Source organism: Cognatilysobacter lacus (assembly GCF_008274655.1).
Classification (GTDB): domain Bacteria; phylum Pseudomonadota; class Gammaproteobacteria; order Xanthomonadales; family Xanthomonadaceae; genus Cognatilysobacter; species Cognatilysobacter lacus.
Map to the genome: position 1 here is coordinate 1 of NZ_VTRV01000015.1, position 17,437 is coordinate 17,437.

At 67.7% G+C, this 17,437-nt stretch carries 15 protein-coding genes; 9 read left to right on the forward strand and 6 right to left on the reverse strand.

Annotation, left to right across the window (positions count from 1 at the left end):
- Nucleotides 1-75 precede the first annotated feature (75 nt).
- The gene (locus tag FW784_RS02505; protein ID WP_149351784.1) at nt 76-663 is read right to left on the reverse strand and encodes an alpha-ketoglutarate-dependent dioxygenase AlkB family protein; all 588 of its coding nucleotides are present in this window, start codon (nt 661-663) and stop codon (nt 76-78) included.
- Nucleotides 664-749: 86 nt separating this feature from the next.
- Here FW784_RS02505 and FW784_RS02510 point away from each other — a divergent pair, with 86 nt between their 5' ends.
- Complete coding sequence (locus tag FW784_RS02510) at nt 750-2,378, forward strand: electron transfer flavoprotein-ubiquinone oxidoreductase (protein ID WP_149351785.1); 1,629 nt, start codon at nt 750-752, stop codon at nt 2,376-2,378.
- 63 nt (nt 2,379-2,441) lie between these two features.
- Here FW784_RS02510 and FW784_RS02515 read toward each other — a convergent pair whose 3' ends face one another.
- The 5 genes from FW784_RS02515 to FW784_RS02535 all read right to left on the reverse strand — a co-directional run bounded on the left by FW784_RS02515 (nt 2,442) and on the right by FW784_RS02535 (nt 8,896).
- Nucleotides 2,442-4,769, reverse strand: a complete 2,328-nt coding sequence (locus FW784_RS02515; protein WP_187770644.1) for a reprolysin-like metallopeptidase — start codon at nt 4,767-4,769, stop codon at nt 2,442-2,444.
- 270 nt (nt 4,770-5,039) lie between these two features.
- A complete protein-coding gene (locus tag FW784_RS02520; RefSeq protein ID WP_149351787.1) occupies nt 5,040-5,669 on the reverse strand; it encodes a CoA transferase subunit B in 630 nt (209 codons plus the stop codon).
- A gap of 80 nt (nt 5,670-5,749) precedes the next feature.
- The gene (locus FW784_RS02525; protein ID WP_187770647.1) at nt 5,750-6,472 is read right to left on the reverse strand and encodes a CoA transferase subunit A; all 723 of its coding nucleotides are present in this window, start codon (nt 6,470-6,472) and stop codon (nt 5,750-5,752) included.
- A gap of 69 nt (nt 6,473-6,541) precedes the next feature.
- On the reverse strand, nt 6,542-7,393 hold the full coding sequence (locus FW784_RS02530; protein ID WP_149351789.1) for a class I SAM-dependent methyltransferase: 852 nt from the start codon (nt 7,391-7,393) through the stop codon (nt 6,542-6,544).
- A gap of 90 nt (nt 7,394-7,483) precedes the next feature.
- A complete protein-coding gene (locus tag FW784_RS02535) occupies nt 7,484-8,896 on the reverse strand; it encodes a mannose-1-phosphate guanylyltransferase/mannose-6-phosphate isomerase (protein WP_149351790.1) in 1,413 nt (470 codons plus the stop codon).
- A gap of 135 nt (nt 8,897-9,031) precedes the next feature.
- Here FW784_RS02535 and FW784_RS02540 point away from each other — a divergent pair, with 135 nt between their 5' ends.
- The 8 genes from FW784_RS02540 to FW784_RS02575 all read left to right on the forward strand — a co-directional run bounded on the left by FW784_RS02540 (nt 9,032) and on the right by FW784_RS02575 (nt 17,420).
- On the forward strand, nt 9,032-9,784 hold the full coding sequence (locus FW784_RS02540) for an electron transfer flavoprotein subunit beta/FixA family protein (protein ID WP_149351791.1): 753 nt from the start codon (nt 9,032-9,034) through the stop codon (nt 9,782-9,784).
- Between the two features lie 81 nt (nt 9,785-9,865).
- Nucleotides 9,866-10,804: an electron transfer flavoprotein subunit alpha/FixB family protein gene (locus tag FW784_RS02545; protein ID WP_149351792.1), complete on the forward strand. Its 939-nt coding sequence runs from the start codon at nt 9,866-9,868 to the stop codon at nt 10,802-10,804.
- A gap of 221 nt (nt 10,805-11,025) precedes the next feature.
- Complete coding sequence (locus FW784_RS02550) at nt 11,026-11,994, forward strand: glycosyltransferase family 2 protein (protein WP_149351793.1); 969 nt, start codon at nt 11,026-11,028, stop codon at nt 11,992-11,994.
- Entirely contained in the window at nt 11,991-13,109 is a 1,119-nt protein-coding gene (locus FW784_RS02555) for a bifunctional GNAT family N-acetyltransferase/hotdog fold thioesterase (protein WP_149351794.1), read from the forward strand. The genes FW784_RS02550 and FW784_RS02555 overlap by 4 nt, the downstream gene beginning before the upstream one ends.
- A gap of 2 nt (nt 13,110-13,111) precedes the next feature.
- Complete coding sequence (locus FW784_RS02560; RefSeq protein ID WP_149351795.1) at nt 13,112-13,477, forward strand: EamA family transporter; 366 nt, start codon at nt 13,112-13,114, stop codon at nt 13,475-13,477.
- 45 nt (nt 13,478-13,522) lie between these two features.
- Nucleotides 13,523-14,680, forward strand: a complete 1,158-nt coding sequence (gene rffA, locus FW784_RS02565; RefSeq protein WP_235893543.1) for a dTDP-4-amino-4,6-dideoxygalactose transaminase — start codon at nt 13,523-13,525, stop codon at nt 14,678-14,680.
- A 57-nt stretch (nt 14,681-14,737) separates the two neighbouring features.
- The gene (locus FW784_RS02570) at nt 14,738-15,175 is read left to right on the forward strand and encodes a hypothetical protein (RefSeq protein ID WP_149351796.1); all 438 of its coding nucleotides are present in this window, start codon (nt 14,738-14,740) and stop codon (nt 15,173-15,175) included.
- A 52-nt stretch (nt 15,176-15,227) separates the two neighbouring features.
- Entirely contained in the window at nt 15,228-17,420 is a 2,193-nt protein-coding gene (locus tag FW784_RS02575) for a hypothetical protein (RefSeq protein WP_149351797.1), read from the forward strand.
- The last annotated feature ends 17 nt before the right edge of the window (nt 17,421-17,437 follow it).

Here is a 17,437-nt window from a genome sequence, read left to right on the forward strand (position 1 = left end):
CGGTCCCAGGCCGACCCGGCGCGCCGCGCCCTCAGGACGTCCGCCGAGGCGCACCACGCGCGACCAGCGTTCGCGCTAACGCCGCGTCGCGACGTTCCGGAAGGTCAGGTTGATCCGCGGCCGTACCGGTCGCGCGGTACGCGGCAGTGCGTGGCGGTAGTTGGCCTGCGTCCGGCCCTGCATGACCAGCAAGCTACCCGCGGGCAATTCGACGGCCAGCCGTGGGGTGCCGTCGCGATGTTTCACCACGAAGCGCCGCGTGGCACCCAGGCTCAGCGATGCGATCACCGGATCACTGCCGAGCTCGGGCTCGTCGTCGGCGTGCCAGCCCATCGCATCGCGGCCGTCGCGATAGAGGTTGGCAAGGACGCTGTTGAACTCGACGTCCAGCTCCGCCGAGAGGCGTTCGCGCAGCGCTGCGAGCGGCGGCAACCACGGCGACGGCTCGCGCACGATTCCCGAATAGCGGTACGCCGTGCCCGCATCGCCGAACCAGCGACTCAGCCGAGGCGCCGCGTGTTCGCGCCCGAACAGGCGCACCGGGTGGTTTTCCCAGTCGATCGCCCGGTGCAGCGTGGCGAACGCCATCGCGGCATCGGCTGCCGTGAGCCAAGCCGGCTGCAGCCGCACGTCCGCATCGGGGAGATCCAGGCGTCCCAACATGCGCGGCACGCTAACACGCGTTCCGCGGCCGATTGGCGCGCCGGGCGCGAACCGCGACAATGCAAGGTCAGACCGCGGAGCCCGCCATGACCGATATCCCCGAGATCGAACGCGACGTGATGGAGTACGACGTCGTGACCGTCGGCGCGGGGCCGGCCGGGCTGGCCTTCGCGATCCGGCTCAAACAACTGAACCCCGAGATCTCGGTCTGCGTGATCGAGAAGGCGTCGACGATCGGCGCGCACATCCTGTCCGGCGCCGTCATCGAAACCGGCCCGCTCGACGCGCTGCTGCCGAACTGGCGCGAGAACCCGCCGCCGATCTGCATCCCCGCGACCGAGGACGAGTTCTGGTTGCTGTCGAAGACGGGCGCACGCAAGTTGCCGGTACCCCCGGGAATGAACAACCACGGCAACGTGATCGTGAGCCTGGGCGCGATGTGCGCGTGGCTCGCGCCGCAGGCCGAGGCCCTCGGCGTCGAGATCTATCCGGGCTTCGCGGCCAGCGAGACGCTCCACGACGACAGCGGTGCAGTGATCGGCGTGCGCATCGGCGACATGGGCGTGGCGAAGGACGGCTCGCACAAGGCCGGCTACACGGCCGGCATCGATATCCACGCGAAGGTCACCGTGCTCGCCGAGGGCGCGCGCGGCCACCTGACCAAGCGTCTGGTCAAGCAGTTCAAGCTCGACGAAGGCCATGACCCGCAGACGTACTCGATCGGCATCAAGGAGCTCTGGCAGGTGCCGGAGGATCGCGTCGCGCCCGGCAAGATCGTGCACAGCTTCGGCTGGCCGGCGGACAACGCGACCTACGGCGGCAGCTTCATGTACCACCTCGACAAGGGCCGCATCGCCGTCGGCTATGTCAGCGGGCTCGATTACAAGGATCCGAACTTCCGGCCGTGGGAAGCCTTCCAGCAATGGAAGAACCATCCGTCGGTCAAGCCGTTGCTCGACGGCGGCTCGATCCTGTCGGCGGGCGCGCGCGCGATCGTGACCGGCGGCTGGCAGTCGCTGCCGACCTGCGAAATGCCCGGCGCGATCCTGATCGGCGACACCGCGGGCCTGCTTAACGTGCCGAAGATCAAGGGCACGCACCAGGCGATCGCGTCGGGAATGCTGGCAGCCGAGCACCTCGCGGCGGCGCAGCTGTCGGCGGCGGGCTGGGACGCGAAGCTGCGCGGCTCCGACGCGATGACGGAGCTGCGTGCCGTTCGCAACATCAAGCCCGCCTTCAAGCGCGGCCTGTGGTTCGGCCTGCTGAACGCTGCATGGGAAACCGTTACGCGCGGCAAGTCGCCGTGGACGCTGCGCAACCAGCCCGACTGGTGCCAGATGGAGAAGCTGGCGGAGTACGAGTCGCCCGACCGCGGCTGGGGCGAGCGCACGCTGGCCCCGCGGGACCGCCTCGCCGGCGTCTACTTCGCCGCCACCGAGCACGACGAGGACCAGCCGGTGCACCTCAAGGTGCTCGACACGTCGATCTGCGTGTCGCGCTGCACCGAGGAATACGGCAATCCGTGCACGCGGTTCTGCCCGGCCGGCGTGTACGAGATCGTCGAGGACGCCTCGGGCGAAGGCAACGGTCGGCGCTTGCAGATCAATGCCGCCAACTGCGTGCACTGCAAGACCTGCGACATCAAGGACCCGTACGAGATCATCACCTGGGTGACGCCGGAAGGCGGATCGGGACCGAACTACCAGATGCTTTGAGCCTCACGGCAGAGACGAAAACGGCCCGCGATGCGGGCCGTTTCAATTGGAGCTTCGGAGGGCTCAGGCGCCGTTGTAGACGCCGCCGTTGTAGTTGATGCCGCCGTAGTTCCACAGGAACCAGCCGGTCGGATAGTCGCGGAGGTAATTGATCCCGTAGGTGCCGTCGCCGTTGCCCTGCCACGTCCACAGCGTCGCGTTGTCCGTCCACAGAACGTCCATGCGTCCATCGCCGTTGAAATCGCCCGATGTGGACACCCGGTACTGGCTCGGGATGCCGTTGAGCGGCCCGTACGTCCACGTCGTTCCCTGCATGAACCACGACTGCGTCTGTTGCGCCGTCGGGTTGTCCCACAAGACGTCGGCCTTGCCGTCGCCATTGATGTCGCCCGTGGCCACGATGCTCCAGCCCTGCGGGTAGTCGCGCATGTAGATGACGGAGTAACCGCCGCCCGCGTTCGCCTGCCACTGCCAAAGCGTGGTGTTGGACGTGTCGCGCCAGAGCACGTCCGCAAACCCGTCGCCGTTGAAGTCGCCGATGCTCGCGATGCGGTACTGGCTGCCCACGCTGTTGTTGGGGCCGTACGTCCACGATGCGCCGTTCATCAGCCAAACCTGCATGCCCTGCTGGCTCGGGTTCTGCCAGAAGATGTCGGCGCGCCCATCAGCGTTCGCGTCGCCTACGCCCACCGGCTCCCAGCCGGCCGGGTAGCTGCGCAGGTAGGTCGTCGAGTACGTACCGTCCGCGTTCGCGATCCAGGCCCACAGCTCGGTGCGGGCGGTGTCGTACCACAGCACGTCTGCGCGGCCGTCGCCGTTGAAGTCACCGATCGCGCCGATGCGGTACTTGCTCGGGATCGAACTCGCGTTGCCGTACGTCCAGCTGGTGCCATTCATGTACCAGGGCTGGAACTGCTGCGCCGACGGGTTGTGCCAGATCATGTCGGCACGACCGTCGGCATTCGCGTCGCCACGCACGCCGGTCACCGCGGGGCCGGGCACCGGGCCGGGAACCGGCACCACCGTCGCCCGAAATGTCGCGATGATCGGGATCGTCTGCGCCAACGTGCGCGCGTTGTCGGTCTGGTTGTCGACGCCACAGGCAAGGCCGCCGCAGAACGTGCTGCGCGGGTCGGAGAAGATCCGGTACGAGGTCTGGCCCGAATCGCCATAGGCCATGATCGTGTAGAAGTTGCCGTTCGCGCTGTCGGTCTTCATGCCGAAGGAATACGCATAGCGCCCGTACTCGTCCTTCGAGAGCACGCCGTCGCTGCCCTGCGCGGTTACGCGGTCGTGTTGCGCGCCCATGTTGTGGCCGAGCTCGTGCGCCAGAGTTTCCTCGCGGCAGTAATAAGTCTTGCCGTCGGTGCCCTGGTCGCGGCCGTCGCTCACCACGGAGTAGCCGAAGAACTCGTCCGTGCCATCGATGGTGCTCTGTCCGCCGCCGATCAGCCATGCGATGCCGCAGCCGCCGTTCTCCGGCTCCTGGAAGCGACGCACAAGCGACACGAGATCCGCACCGTACTGGTCGCGCGCCGCGCGCAGCGCGCTGAAGGCCGCGTTCGGCGTGGTGCGCGTGGACGGCGCCTTGAAGCCGGTCAGCTCCTCGAGCGCGGTGTCGTTGGAGGTGTTGTCCGCATAAGAGACGAGAAGGGTCTTGACCAGGCGGACGCGCGCATCGATGCCGCTGTTGACGTAGGCCTCGTTGGTGATGTCGGCCATGTTGTTCAGGCGCGTCTGCGCCTGCGAGTCGCCGCCGTAGTAGCTGACGAAGCCCGAGGTGTAGCCGACCACCAGGTCGACGGTGTTCGACGCGGTTCCCGTACCTGCCGCGGCGGCGGTACCGCTGGCCGCCGTGGTCGCCCCGCTCGATGCCGGCCGGTGCGCCGTGCCCGCGAGCTGGCCCGGGGGCACGAGGTAGTCGGGTTCGCTCGGGTGCGCCGCCGCGACAGTGGCGAGTTGCGCCCCGTCGGTGCGAACGAGCCACGACGCGCCGCCCTGCACGGTCAGCCGCCAGGGCTGTTCACCCGCATGTCCGATGGTGCCGAATGCGGCCTTTTCGCCGAAGGTGATGATGGCCTGCTGGCCCTTTGCACCGATCGCGTCGCCGATCCACGTCCAGTTGCCGTCGGCATGCTCGACATGGCGCTCATAGCGGAACCGCAGCTGCTCGCCCGACGGCAGCGGCACGGTGAGCACTCCACCGATCGCGTCGCGCGCATGGGCTTCGCTGATCGAGGCGAGATACGACGTATACGCGCCGTCGTGCCGGACTACCGGCGCTTGCGGATACACCACCAGCGCGCCGTGGTCGGGCGCCGCGCCGAAACGGTTGGCGTAGCCCTTCGCGAGCGCCCACCCGGGTGCGCCCGACGCGGCCTTGGCCGACATGGCGACGGAGGCTCCCGCGGTCGCGTGCGACCCGGCGGGACCCACCGAAGCCTGGTCATGATGCGAACACGCGCCGGCCATAAGGGCCAGCGCGGCCACGAGCGGTAGACGGAAATCCATGGCATCCCCCTGATGTACGAGGGTGATGCTGGAGCGACGGCGGCGCGAATGCAACGTATCGGCCGCGGCGGAGTGTGACGCTCGCCGCCAATCTCCATGGCCGCTGATCGGCGATTCAGCGGTCTCGGCCGCGCCGTTCAGCCACGCGGGTCAGCCGGCGACGGGCACCCCGGTCTTCTCGGCAAGCTGCTCGGAGGTCACGCCGGGCGCGCGTTCCACCACCCGCAGGCCCTCCGGCGTGACGTCCAGGACGGCCAGGTCGGTGATGATCCGGTTGACCACGGCCACGCCGGTCAGCGGCAGCGTGCATTCGGGCAGGATCTTGTGCTCGCCGTTCTTCGCGGTGTGTTCCATCAGCACCACCACGCGCTTGACGCCCGCGACGAGGTCCATCGCGCCGCCCATGCCCTTGACCATCTTGCCGGGCACCATCCAGTTGGCGAGGTCGCCCTTGTGGGTCACCTGCATCGCGCCAAGGATCGCCAGGTCGATGTGCCCGCCGCGGATCATCGCGAACGAGTCGTGGCTGCCGAAGAAGCTCGCGCCCGGCACCGTGGTGACGGTCTGCTTGCCCGCGTTGATCAGGTCGGCGTCGATCTCGGCCTCGGTCGGGAACGGGCCGATGCCCAGCAGGCCGTTCTCGCTCTGCAGCCAGACCTCCATGCCTTGGGGGATGTGGTTCGCCACCAGCGTCGGAAGGCCGATGCCGAGATTCACGTACGCGCCGTCGGTGAGTTCGCGGGCGGCGCGCTGCGCCATTTCGTCGCGGGTCCAGGGCATTTGCATTCTCCTGCGGCGGGCGCACTGCCCGTCGGTGAAATGTGGCGGGCGATCGGCCCGCCGAAGAGTTCGGACCGGTGTCAGGCCGCGCGCACGGTGCGCTGTTCGATGCGCTTTTCCGGCGAAGCGTTGACGACGATGCGGTCGACGTAGATGCCCGGCAGGTGCACGTGGTCGGGGTCGATCGCACCGACGTCCACCAGCTGCTCCACCTCGACCACGCAGACCTTGCCCGCCATCGCGCAGGCCGGATTGAAGTTGCGCGCGGTCTTGCGGAAGACGAGGTTGCCCGTGGCATCCGCCTTCCACGCCTTCACCAGCGACACGTCCGCGCGCAGCGCCGTCTCCATTACGTACATCTGGCCGTCGAACTCGCGCGTCTCCTTGCCTTCGGCCACCACGGTGCCGTAGCCGGTGCGAGTGAAAAACGCCGGGATGCCTGCGCCGCCGGCACGCAGGCGCTCGGCCAGCGTTCCCTGCGGGTTGAATTCGAGTTCGAGTTCGCCGGCGAGGAACTGGCGCTCGAATTCCTTGTTCTCGCCGACATAGGACGAAATCATCTTGCGGATCTGGCGCGTGGCCAGCAGCTGGCCGAGGCCGAACCCGTCGACACCCGCGTTGTTGGAAATCGCGGTGAGCCCGGTGGCGCCGGAGTCGCGCAGCGCTGCGATCAACGCCTCGGGAATGCCGCAGAGGCCGAAGCCGCCGACGGCGAGCGTCTGGTTGTCGGCGACGACATCGGCGAGCGCCGACTTCGCGTCGGGGTAGACCTTGCTGCGCGCGGCCATGCGGGCACTCCGTATCGGGAGCTGGGATTCTAGCCGCGCCGGGTGGATGCCGCACCGTACGTTCGGCCGATGCGCGCCTCCCCGCTAGGGGAAATAGGCCTGCCGCTGCTCGTGCAGCGCCTGCTTGGCCAGCTGCAGACGGTCCTGCGACTGACCACTGGTGCGATTGGCATAGGCAATGAAGAATTCGCAGTCGCGCGTGTCAGTGAAGGCGATCTCGTCGACGCGCGCGTAGCCGAGGGCGTTCAGGTCGTGCACGACGAGGCGGAAACTCGACGGCGTGAATACCCACGCATGGATGTCTAGGTAGTCGCGCGATATGCGGCTTGCCTCATGCATCGCTTGCGCGAATTCAGGTGTGTATACGCGTCCGATGCGCCCCGCAGTGTCGCGATGCCACGAACCGGCCTCATCCAGCTTGCACGCGCCGACGAAATGGTCGAACACCTGGCCGGGCGTATGCCTCGTGCGTCTCTCCAGGTGGGCCTGGATCACGTCGCCGCTGGAGGAGCAGCGACGCAGGTGGTCGAAGCAGTAACGCTTGTCCGGAACCACCAGCGACAGCACGCCATCGGGCTTGAGCAGCGCCTGGCACTCCGTGACGAAATAGACCAGATCCGGCATGTGCTCGATCACGTGCGAGGCGATGATCCAGTCGTAGCTGGCTGAAGCGCCCACGAGTTCGCACAGGCTTCCGCCCGTCCAGACGTGGTCCACGTCCTCGATGTTGTCGAGGTTGATGCCCACGTCGCTGCGGTACTTCTCGAGCAGCCCGGCACGGTCGGTGTGGTCGACGGTCTCGACGTTGTAACCCGCCGATTTCGGCGCCGCGGGGTTGTGGCTGGGCCCGATCTCGAGGCCGCGCCCTGCCCGATCGATCATCGACGTGATGCGCGCACGCCGCGCGCTGTGGTACTCGACCGACGAAATGTCCAAACGGATCCGTCCTCGCTGTGCCAACCTTTGACGCGCGCCTTCCACGACGCGGGTGCGCGATGCAGCGGTGACCAACCGACCTCCCGGGGGTCACGTACGACCGTAGACGTCCTCGTGGCGAACGATGTCGTCCTCGCCAAGATAGCCGCCCGACTGCACTTCGATCAGTTCGACGGGCACCGTGCCGAGGTTGCGCAGGCGGTGGACGCTTCCCAGTGGAATGTAGGTGCTTTCGTTCTCGCGCAGCACGAAGACCCGGTCGTCGCAGGTGACTTCCGCCACTCCCGACACCACGATCCAGTGCTCCGCCCGGTGCGCGTGTTCCTGCAGGCTCAACGAGGCGCCCGGCTTCACGACGATCTTCTTCACCTGGAAACGTACGCCAACTCCGATGGAGTCGTAGCTGCCCCAGGGTCGCAGCACGCGACGATGGAAAAGGTGCTCCTGGCGCCCCGCCGCTTCCAGTTGCTCCACGATGCGCTTGACGTCCTGCACGCGGTCCTTGCGCGCGACGAGCGTCGCGTCGGCGGTGTCGATGATCACCAGGTCGTCGACGCCCAGCGTGGCGATCATGCGGCGCTCCGATGCACGCACCAGGCTGCCTGTGGTGTCGATCGAGATGACGTCGCCTTCGTAGCGGTTGCCGTCGCTGTCGCGCTCGGCCACCGACCACAGCGCCGACCACGAGCCGATGTCGCTCCAGCCGCAGCTCACGGGCACGACCGCGGCGTGCGTCGTCTTTTCCATCACCGCGTAGTCGATCGAATCGGCCGGGCTTGCCGCGAAGGCGTCGGCATCGATCCGCATGAAATCGAGGTCCACGCGCGCATCGGCATACGCCCTGCGCGCCGCGTCGGCCATGACGGGTGCATGACGTTCGAGTTCCTCGAGATAACGCGCGGCGCGGAACAGGAACATGCCGGAATTCCACGAGTAGCCGCCATCGGCCACGTAGGTTTCCGCGGTCGCGGCGTCGGGCTTTTCGACGAAGCGCCGCACCGCGAAACCCGCCGCGTCGAGCGGGTCGCCGCGCAGGATGTAGCCGTAGCCGGTCTCCGGATAATCCGGACGGATCCCGAAGGTGACCAGCCAACCCGCGTCGGCCAGGCCGACCGCGTGCGTCACGGCTTCGCGGAACGCGGCTTCGTCCTCGATGAGGTGGTCGGCGGGCAGAACCAGCATCAGCGCGTCCGGATCGCGCGACGCCAGGTGCCACGCCGCCAGCGCGATCGCGGGTGCCGTGTTGCGCGCGGCGGGCTCCAGCAGGATGCCGCCATTGGCGAGGCCGACGGCCTGCAACTGCTCGCCCACCATGAAACGGTGCTCGTCCGAGCAGACGGTAACGGGCGCGGCCGCCCCGGGCAGTCGGCTCGCGCGCAACACCGTCTCCTGGTAGAGCGAGCGGTCGCCGATCAGCGCGAGGAACTGCTTGGGCTGGTTCTGCCGCGACAGCGGCCACAGCCGCGTACCGCTGCCACCGCTCAACACGACGGGATGCAGCATCGGATCATCCACAGGGAAGGCGCCCGCAGGATAACCCGTGCCCCCTCACGCCCGGCTGACGGCGCGGGTCGTCGCAGTCGGCTAAAATCGGCCGCCTCAAGCGCGCGCCGCGCGCCCGCCATGGAATCCCGCCCGATGAAGATCCTCGTCGCCTACAAGCGCGTGGTGGACTACAACGTCCGCATCCAGGTCAAGCCCGACGGCACCGGCGTCGTCACCGACGGCGTCAAGCTCTCGCCGAACCCGTTCGACGAAATCGCGCTCGAAGAAGCGCTGCGCCTGCGTGACAAGGGGATCGCGACCGAAGTCATCGTCGCAACGATCGCCCCCGCCGACGCCCAGCCGCACCTGCGCAACGGCCTCGCCATGGGCGCCAACCGCGCGATCCACGTGGTGGTCGACGCCGGCACCGATGTGCAGCCGCTCACCGCCGCGCGCACGCTGCTCAGGCTGGTCGAGCGCGAGCAGCCCGACCTCGTGATCCTCGGCAAGCAGGCCATCGACGACGACGCCAGCCAGACCGGGCAGATGCTCGCCACGCTGTGGGGCCGCCCGCAGGCGACGTTCGCGTCGAAGCTCGACGTCGCGGATGGGAAGGCCACGGTGACGCGCGAGGTGGACGCCGGCCTCGAGACGCTCGAAGTCGACCTGCCCGCCGTCATCACGACTGACCTGCGCCTCAACGAGCCGCGCTTCATCAAGCTGCCCGACATCATGAAGGCCAAGAGCAAGCCGCTCGAGACCCTCGCGTTCGCCGATCTCGGCGTGGACGCCGGCGCCGGCCTGACGACCACGTTGTACGCCGCGCCCGCCAAGCGCAGCAAGGGCATCATGGTCAAGGACGCGGCGGAACTCGTCGCCACGCTCAAGCAGCGCGGCCTGCTCTAAGTCACGCCGGTCGACCGCGCGACGCGCGACGGCCGCACACGAAGATCCCGCAAGGGAACGTGGTCACCCGAGGAAATCCCGATGTCGAAGGTCCTGATCGTCGCCGAACACCTGGGCGGACAACTCAACGCCTCCACCGCCAAGTGCGTCACCGCCGCGAAGGGCCTGTCGCCCGAGTCGATCGATGTGCTGGTGCTGTCGGATGATCCGGCCGCGGTGGCGGAGCAGGCGGCCAAGCTCGCCGGCGTGACCCGCGTGCTCACGGTCGCCAGCGCTGCGAACGCGCACGCGATCGCGCAGGTCCTCGCGCCGCAGGTGGCGAAGGTCGCCGCGGACTACACGCACGTGTTCGGCCCGAGCACGACCTTCGGCAAGGACGTGATGCCGTGCGTGGCCGCGCTGCTGAACGCGCCGCAGGTGTCCGACGCGATGGCCGTCGAAGGCCCGCGCACCTTCAAGCGCCCCATCTACGCCGGCAACGCGATCGTGACGGTCGAAGTACCCGAGGGCGTGACCGTGGTGGCGACGATCCGCACCGCGTCGTTCGCCGAGGCCGCGCGCGACGGCAGCGCAGCGATCGAAACCTTGAACGTCGAGGCCGCGGTGCCGACGCACACGCGCTTCGTCGGGCTTGCCGCCGGTTCCAGCGATCGCCCCGACCTGCAGAGCGCCAAGCGCGTCGTGTCCGGTGGACGCGGCGTGGGCTCGGCCGAGAACTTCAAGATCATCTACGACTTCGCCGACAGGATCGGTGCGGCGGTCGGCGCATCGCGCGCTGCCGTCGACGCCGGCTACTGCCCGAACGAGATGCAGGTCGGCCAGACTGGCAAGATCATCGCGCCCGAGCTCTACATCGCGGTCGGAATCTCCGGCGCGATCCAGCATCTGACCGGCATCAAGGATGCCGGCACGATCGTCGCCATCAACAAGGATCCGGACTCGGCGATCTTCGAGATCGCGGATATCGGCCTGGCCGGGGATCTGTTCCAGATCCTGCCGGAATTGCAGGCGGCGGTGTAAGCCACGCATGGGGTCGAACGCACTCGCTCGTGCGCCCGCTCGCGCTGCCTGCACGGGCGCACGCCGATGACGTCCGGCGGCCTGTTGCGGCTCACACCCGCTGCGCCCCACGCTGCGCGCAAATGCCGGCCGACACTCGGCGGGTACGCGAAGCTCGGCTTTGTAAGCCCCGTCGATGCGAATCGGCGCACGTCGAACCAGTCCGCTACGCGGCAAGTTCAATGAACGGTTTTCACCTCCCACCGAGAGGCGATGCCCAGCTCGACCTGCTGTCGGTGGTCGTGCCGGTGTACGGGTGTGAAGGCTGCCTCGAGGAACTGACCGAGCGCCTCAGGCGCGCCCTGCATACGCAGGCTGTGTCGCTCGAAATCATCCTGGTCGACGACGCCAGCCCGGACCGCGCCTGGGATCGCATCCGCGAAATTGCAGCGCGTTTTCCCGACGTGCGCGGCCTGCGGCTGTCCAGGAACTTTGGCCAGCACTACGCGATTTCGGCGGGCATCGAGGCCGCGCGCGGCGACGCCGTGGTCGTGCTCGACTGCGACCTGCAGGATCCGCCGGAAGAAATCCCGGCGCTTCTGGATGTCTGGCGCACCACCGGCGCCGACGTCGTGATGGCGGCCCGCTCGCAGCGCCAGGACACCGCGTTCAAGCGTGGCACGTCCTACGTCTTCGCGCGCATGCTCAGCCGCCTGACCGGTATCGACCACGACCACCGCACAGCGAACTTCGGCGTTTACAGCCGGCGCGCCATCGATGCCGTCAATTCGATGCCGGAGAGCGACCGTTGCTTCCCGTTGATGGTGAAGTGGATGGGCCTGCCGACCGTACTCGCGCCGGTTCGGCACGCGGAGCGCAGCGAGGGTCGCAGCAGCTACACGCTCCGGCGCCTGTTGCAGCTCGCGATGAACATCGTGCTTTCGTATTCGGACAAGCCGCTCCGGCTCGTCGTGCGCGCGGGCATCCTCCTCGCCGCGTTTTCAGTCGCGTTCGCAGGCTGGAGCATCTACCGATACGTCGCCGGCGACATCGCCGTCGCCGGCTTTACCAGCATCATCGCGTCGATCTGGTTTCTCGGTGGCGCGACCGTCTTCAGCATCGGCGTCACCGGTCTCTACCTCGGGCGACTGTTCAACGCGTCGAAGGGTCGCCCGGCCTACATCGTGCGGGAGGACACGGCCCAGCCATGACTTTACCGCTCGCGCACTCGCCGCTGGAATCAGCCCGCTTCGGGTTGCGCGTGATGCGCGGCCGATTCGATCGGGTGGACGAAAAGGCTGTGCTCGAGACGCTGCTCGCGGACGGCGCGGACGTCGCGATACTGCGCGGGCCCACTCCTCTCGCCGCGCATGGATTGCAGCGCTACGGCATGTCGGTAATCCACGCCGACACGCTCGTCTACTACGCGTGCGACCTGAACCGGCTCGAACATCGCGCGCTGCGCAATGCGGACGTCGTGATTCGACCGGCCCACGCCGATGACGTGGCGGCGGTAGAAGCGTTGGTGATCGCCGCGTTCGACGCCTATCGCAGCCACTATCATGCTAACCCGCTGTTCGCGCATGCGGACGTGCTCGACGGCTATGTCGAGTGGGCGATGGGCTATGTGCGCCCGCCGCATGAAGCCAGAGCGACGTGGGTGGCGGTCAAGGCCGGAGAGGTAATCGGCTTTGCCTGTTGTGCCCGCGACGGAACCATAGGGGAAGGCGTGCTCTATGGCATACACCCCGACCACGCGGGTGGGGGCTTATATACGGACCTCATCCGGCATACGCAGTCGGCATTCGCGCAGGAGGGCTGCCGCAGCATGCGCGTTTCCACGCAGGTGTGGAATTACGCGGTGCAGAAGGTGTGGGCACGCGAAGGTTTCTTCCTGTCCGAAGCGCTGGACACGTGGCACGTGAATGCCCTGCTGTCGGCGGGCGACGCACTGTCAGACCATTCGGTGAACTTCAGCCAGGCGGACGTCGACGCGTTCGCCTCCCTCACCGGCGATCGAAACCCGATGCATACGGACCACGCAGCCGCGCGTGATGCAGGTTTCGATCGCCCGCTGGTGCATGGAATGCGTGTTGGGGCCGAACTCTCGCGGCTGTTCGGCATGGAAGCACCCGGCCCCGGGACGCTTCTGCTGCGCTCCTCGTTATCGTTCCTGCTGCCGATCCGAACCGGCGTGTCCTACCGGCTCACGGTAAGAGCGCTGCCGCGCCCCGTCGGCCGGGCCCGGCTCGCGGTGGCGACGGTCCGCGACGCCGACGGCGACACATGCGTGCTCGCCTACTGCGACCTGCTGAAAAGGACCTGATCGTGGGATACGTATTCGTCGCCATCACCGTTCTGCTTACGGTGTACGGCCAGCTGGTCCTGAAGTGGCAGGTGGGCTTGGCGGGCATGGCGCCCGCGGGCGCCGCCGACAAGGCCGTGTTCCTGGTGCGCCTGCTGCTCAATCCGTGGGTGCTCAGCGGCCTCGGTGCCGCATTCGCGGCCTCGCTCAGCTGGATGCTGGCGCTGAGCAAGCTTTCGCTGAGCAGCGCCTATCCGCTGACGGCGTCAAGCTTCGTGCTTGTTCTCGCGTTCAGCGCGATCGTGCTGGGCGAGCCGTTGACCGCAGCGAAACTGCTTGGCACCGCGCTGGTGGTGACCGGCATCATCGTGCTGGCCTCCTGGGGCTAGGACGCCTGCCCGCACGCCGTGCCTTTGGCCCGTTACCCTATGAACATGCCGACGATGCTGCCGTTCAACAAACCCTACGTGACCGGGCGCGAGCTATCGAACATCGCGCAGGCCCATGCGAACGGGCACCTGTCGGGCGACGGCCCGTTCACCCGCTACTGCCACGAGTGGCTTGCAACACGCACGCGCGCCAGCCGCGCGCTGCTGACGCATTCGTGCACGGCGGCCCTCGAAATGTCGGCGCTTCTGCTGGACCTCGAGCCCGGCGACGAAGTGATCATGCCGTCCTTCACGTTCGTATCGACGGCGAACGCCTTCGTGCTTCGCGGCGCGATCCCCGTGTTCGTCGACATACGCGAGGACACGCTCAACATCGACGAGCGCCTCATCGAAGCGGCTATCACCCCGCGCACGCGGGCGATCTGCGTGGTGCACTACGCGGGCGTCGCATGCGAGATGGACGCGATTCTGGCAGTCGCGCGCCGCCACGGCCTTCATGTCGTCGAGGACGCCGCGCAGGCGATCTTTTCGACGTATCGGGGTCGCCCTCTCGGCACGATCGGCGACATCGGCTGCCTCAGCTTCCACGAAACGAAGAACATCATTTCGGGCGAAGGCGGGGCGCTGCTGCTGCGCGACCCGCGCTTCGCCGAGCGCGCCGAAATACTTCGTGAAAAGGGGACCGACCGCAGCCGCTTCTTCAGAGGCCAGGTCGACAAGTACACCTGGGTCGATGTCGGCTCCTCCTACCTTCCCGGTGAAATCACCGCTGCCTTCCTCGCCGCCCAGGTCGACGAAGGCGAGCGGATCACCGAGATGCGCAAGGCGATCTGGAACCGTTATCACGCATGGGCGGCCGCCCACGAGCAGGCAGGCCGACTGCGTCGGCCCGTCGTTCCGGCGCACTGCGACCACAACGCGCACATGTATTACCTGTTGCTCCCCACGCACGCGCGGCGCACCGCGTTTATCGACGGCATGAAGGCCTTGGGGATCGGAACCGTATTCCATTACATCCCGCTGCATTCCTCACCTGCCGGGTTGAAATTCGGCCGCGCCAATGGCGATCTTCCGATCACCGATGCGGCGAGCGAGTCCCTCGTGCGGATGCCCCTGTGGGTCGGCCTTGGCGAATTCCTCGAGCGCGTGCTCGCCGCGGCGGACGCGGTGCTCGAGCGCCTACCGGTCGCGGTGACGAGCTGAGGGCCCGCGGCCGGCGCCGCGATCCTATACTTCCCCATCCTTTCCGGAGCACCCCACATGCGCCCGCACCTGACCTTGCTCGCCTCGATGCTCGTTCTTACTGCCTGCGGTCCGCGTCAGCCAGAACCCGAGAATTCGGCAAGCACCGGAGCGGCGGCAAGTGCTTCGGCCGCCAATGCCGCGGGCGCAGCGCCGGCCGGCACGGCCTCGAAGGCGAAGGTCTCCTTCGAACCCGCCACGTACGAGAACTGCACGCCGCCCAAGCTGGTCGTCGGTACGGTCAAGTGGGACGCGTCGGCATCCCGTAGCGCAACAGTCGATGTGAAGGCGCTGCGCGCCGACGGCGCCGAGGACCTGTTCGCCACCGAGGGGCCAGTTGGTTCCAAGCAAACGGCCGAATGGCTCGGCCCGGGCTCCGTGATCATCGTCCGCGACCACGAAACCGGCACCGAGCTGGGGCGTGGCACGGCGGGGTCGCGTCCCTGCGGAACCTGATCCGGCGCGTTACCCAGTGACCGGTTCGGCATCTGCGGCCGAGGTAGGCACCGTGGCTCGCGTGAACGGTGTCGGCGCACTCGTTGCAGCCGCGTGCGTCCTGGCAACCGCAGCCGGCGCGGGTGAACTGCTCCGATCGGGCACGTTCGACTGGCATCTGCGGCAGCCCACCTTCGTGCAGGGCGGCCTCGAACTGATGGTCGTGTGGGTGCTGCTGTTTGCGGCATCGCGACTGCGGCGCAGCGCGGCATTCGCGGTGGCAAGCGCCGCCGTGGTCGTACTATTTGTGCGTCTGCATTCGGTGGACCTCGCGCTGATCGCGAGCGGCGTGTACTGCGCGGGCATCTACGGCCTCGGTAGCTTCCTGTCGCGCGCATTGGCGCCGCAGCCAGCGTCCGCCGACCTGGCCGAAGGACGGCGCGTCCTTGTCGGGCTGCTCACGCTGTCCTGCGTGCTGTGGTCCGGCGGCCTGTGGTACGGCCTCGGTTTCCGGCAGACGCAGCTATTGGGCGCGGCCCTCGCCCTGGCGGGGCTCGCCCTAGGGGCGGGCCGATGGCGTTCGCTGGGACATGCTGCGGCCGATAGGGTGCGAGGCGAACGCAACGCGCTGGCCTCGGCTGGCTGGACCTTGCTCGCAACCGCCCTCCTCGGGCTGCTGGTGCGGACCAACACGGTCCTCTACTACGACTCCATCTGGTACGGCCTGCGCCCGGACCGCGTCCTGTTCGGCGAGCACGGAATCTACAGCTATCTGGGCCTCACCACCCAGGTGCACTACTACCCCAAGCTCTACGAGGTGGCGCTGTCGCCGTTGCAAGGGCACGGCGATCTGTCGATCGACCTCGCGTTCAATCTGTGGGCCACGCTGTTCCTGGTCTTCGTGGTCCGCGCCTGTGCCATGGCGCAGGGCATTTCGACGCGCACGTCGACGTTGCTTGCGGTCGCCCTCACCTGCGTTCCCGCATGCCTCGGTGCCGCCGAGACGAGCAAGGGCGATGTCCTCGCAGCGGCTTTCGTGCTGCTGGCCGCGCGGTTCGTCCAGGAATTCGCGCGGACCCGCGACTCCAGACTGCTCGCCGACGTGCTGGCGTGCGCGCTGGTGGCGACGGGGCTTCGCCTATCGACGCTACCGTGGCTTGCCGTGCTGCTGCTCGCGACCGTCGCGCTCTGGGTGCGCCTGGTGCTGCACAGACGGACCGCTGCATTCGCCTGGTTGCGCGGTGGCGCGGGCATGCTGTCAGCGCTCGCGGTGTGGACGGTCGGCCTCGTCCACTACCGAACGTTCGCGCTTACCGGCACCTGGCTAATCACCAACGCGAAGCTGCAGCATTCGCTCGACGCGCTCGGGTGGAAGTTGCGCTTTCCGATCGGTTCGCTAACCGGCGGCGAAGCGCCGGCGGGCGCCAGCGGGCTCGTGGACGTCCTGAACTTCGCGGTTGCGCCTTCGGGCTATCGCTTCCACGTAATCAAGTGGATGGGCGCGGTCTGGCTTGTCGGCGCCCTGGTGGTGCTCGCGCGGCTTGCGATTGCGCCGTCCCGGGTTGCCTGGTTGCGACGGCACGGCGTGATATTAGCCATCGGGCTGTTGTTTCCGGTGGTGATCTGCCTCAACGCGTGGCCGGTCCGCGGCGGGGACGGCAACTACTTCATCGTTCCCGCGGCCTGCCTGGCGATTGCCGGATTTGCAGCGATCCGCACCTCGAGGCTGGTGGACGCAGGCCTCCTGGCGAGCGCCGTCATCGGTACCGCCATGTACCTGCTGACGTCGAACTGGGTGACCGGAACCGAGGTGCCTCCGCGAACGCTGCTGCGCTCGCCGTTCGACGCACGCCAGCAACTGGACGCCTACCTGGCACAGGACAACCTAACCTACGTCGCGAACTATCTCGGAAAGTGCAACGTGCACACGCGCGTGACCGGGTTGTTGCCCGACTCCGGCCCCGCGTTTGCCCTGCCCGCGCGCTACGAGCCGTTGCAGGAGATGGACTGGGACAACGCCGCTTCGCTCGCCTCGACCGACGCGTTCGGGCGCCTCATGAAGGCGACGGGCACCCAGCTCGTGGTGCTGCCGGCCGACGACCGCCTGCCGCACGTCGCGACGCAACGCAGGCTCTTCGATTTCGTCCGCAGCGCGATGCTGAGCTGGCAGGCGTCCGGTCGCGCGGTCGAGCAGACCCGGCGAGGCGACTATGTGCTGTACCGTCTGACCGACGCAGCCCCTTTGCGGAACTGCCCGGCGCGCTAGCCGCGTCGTTTCGAAGC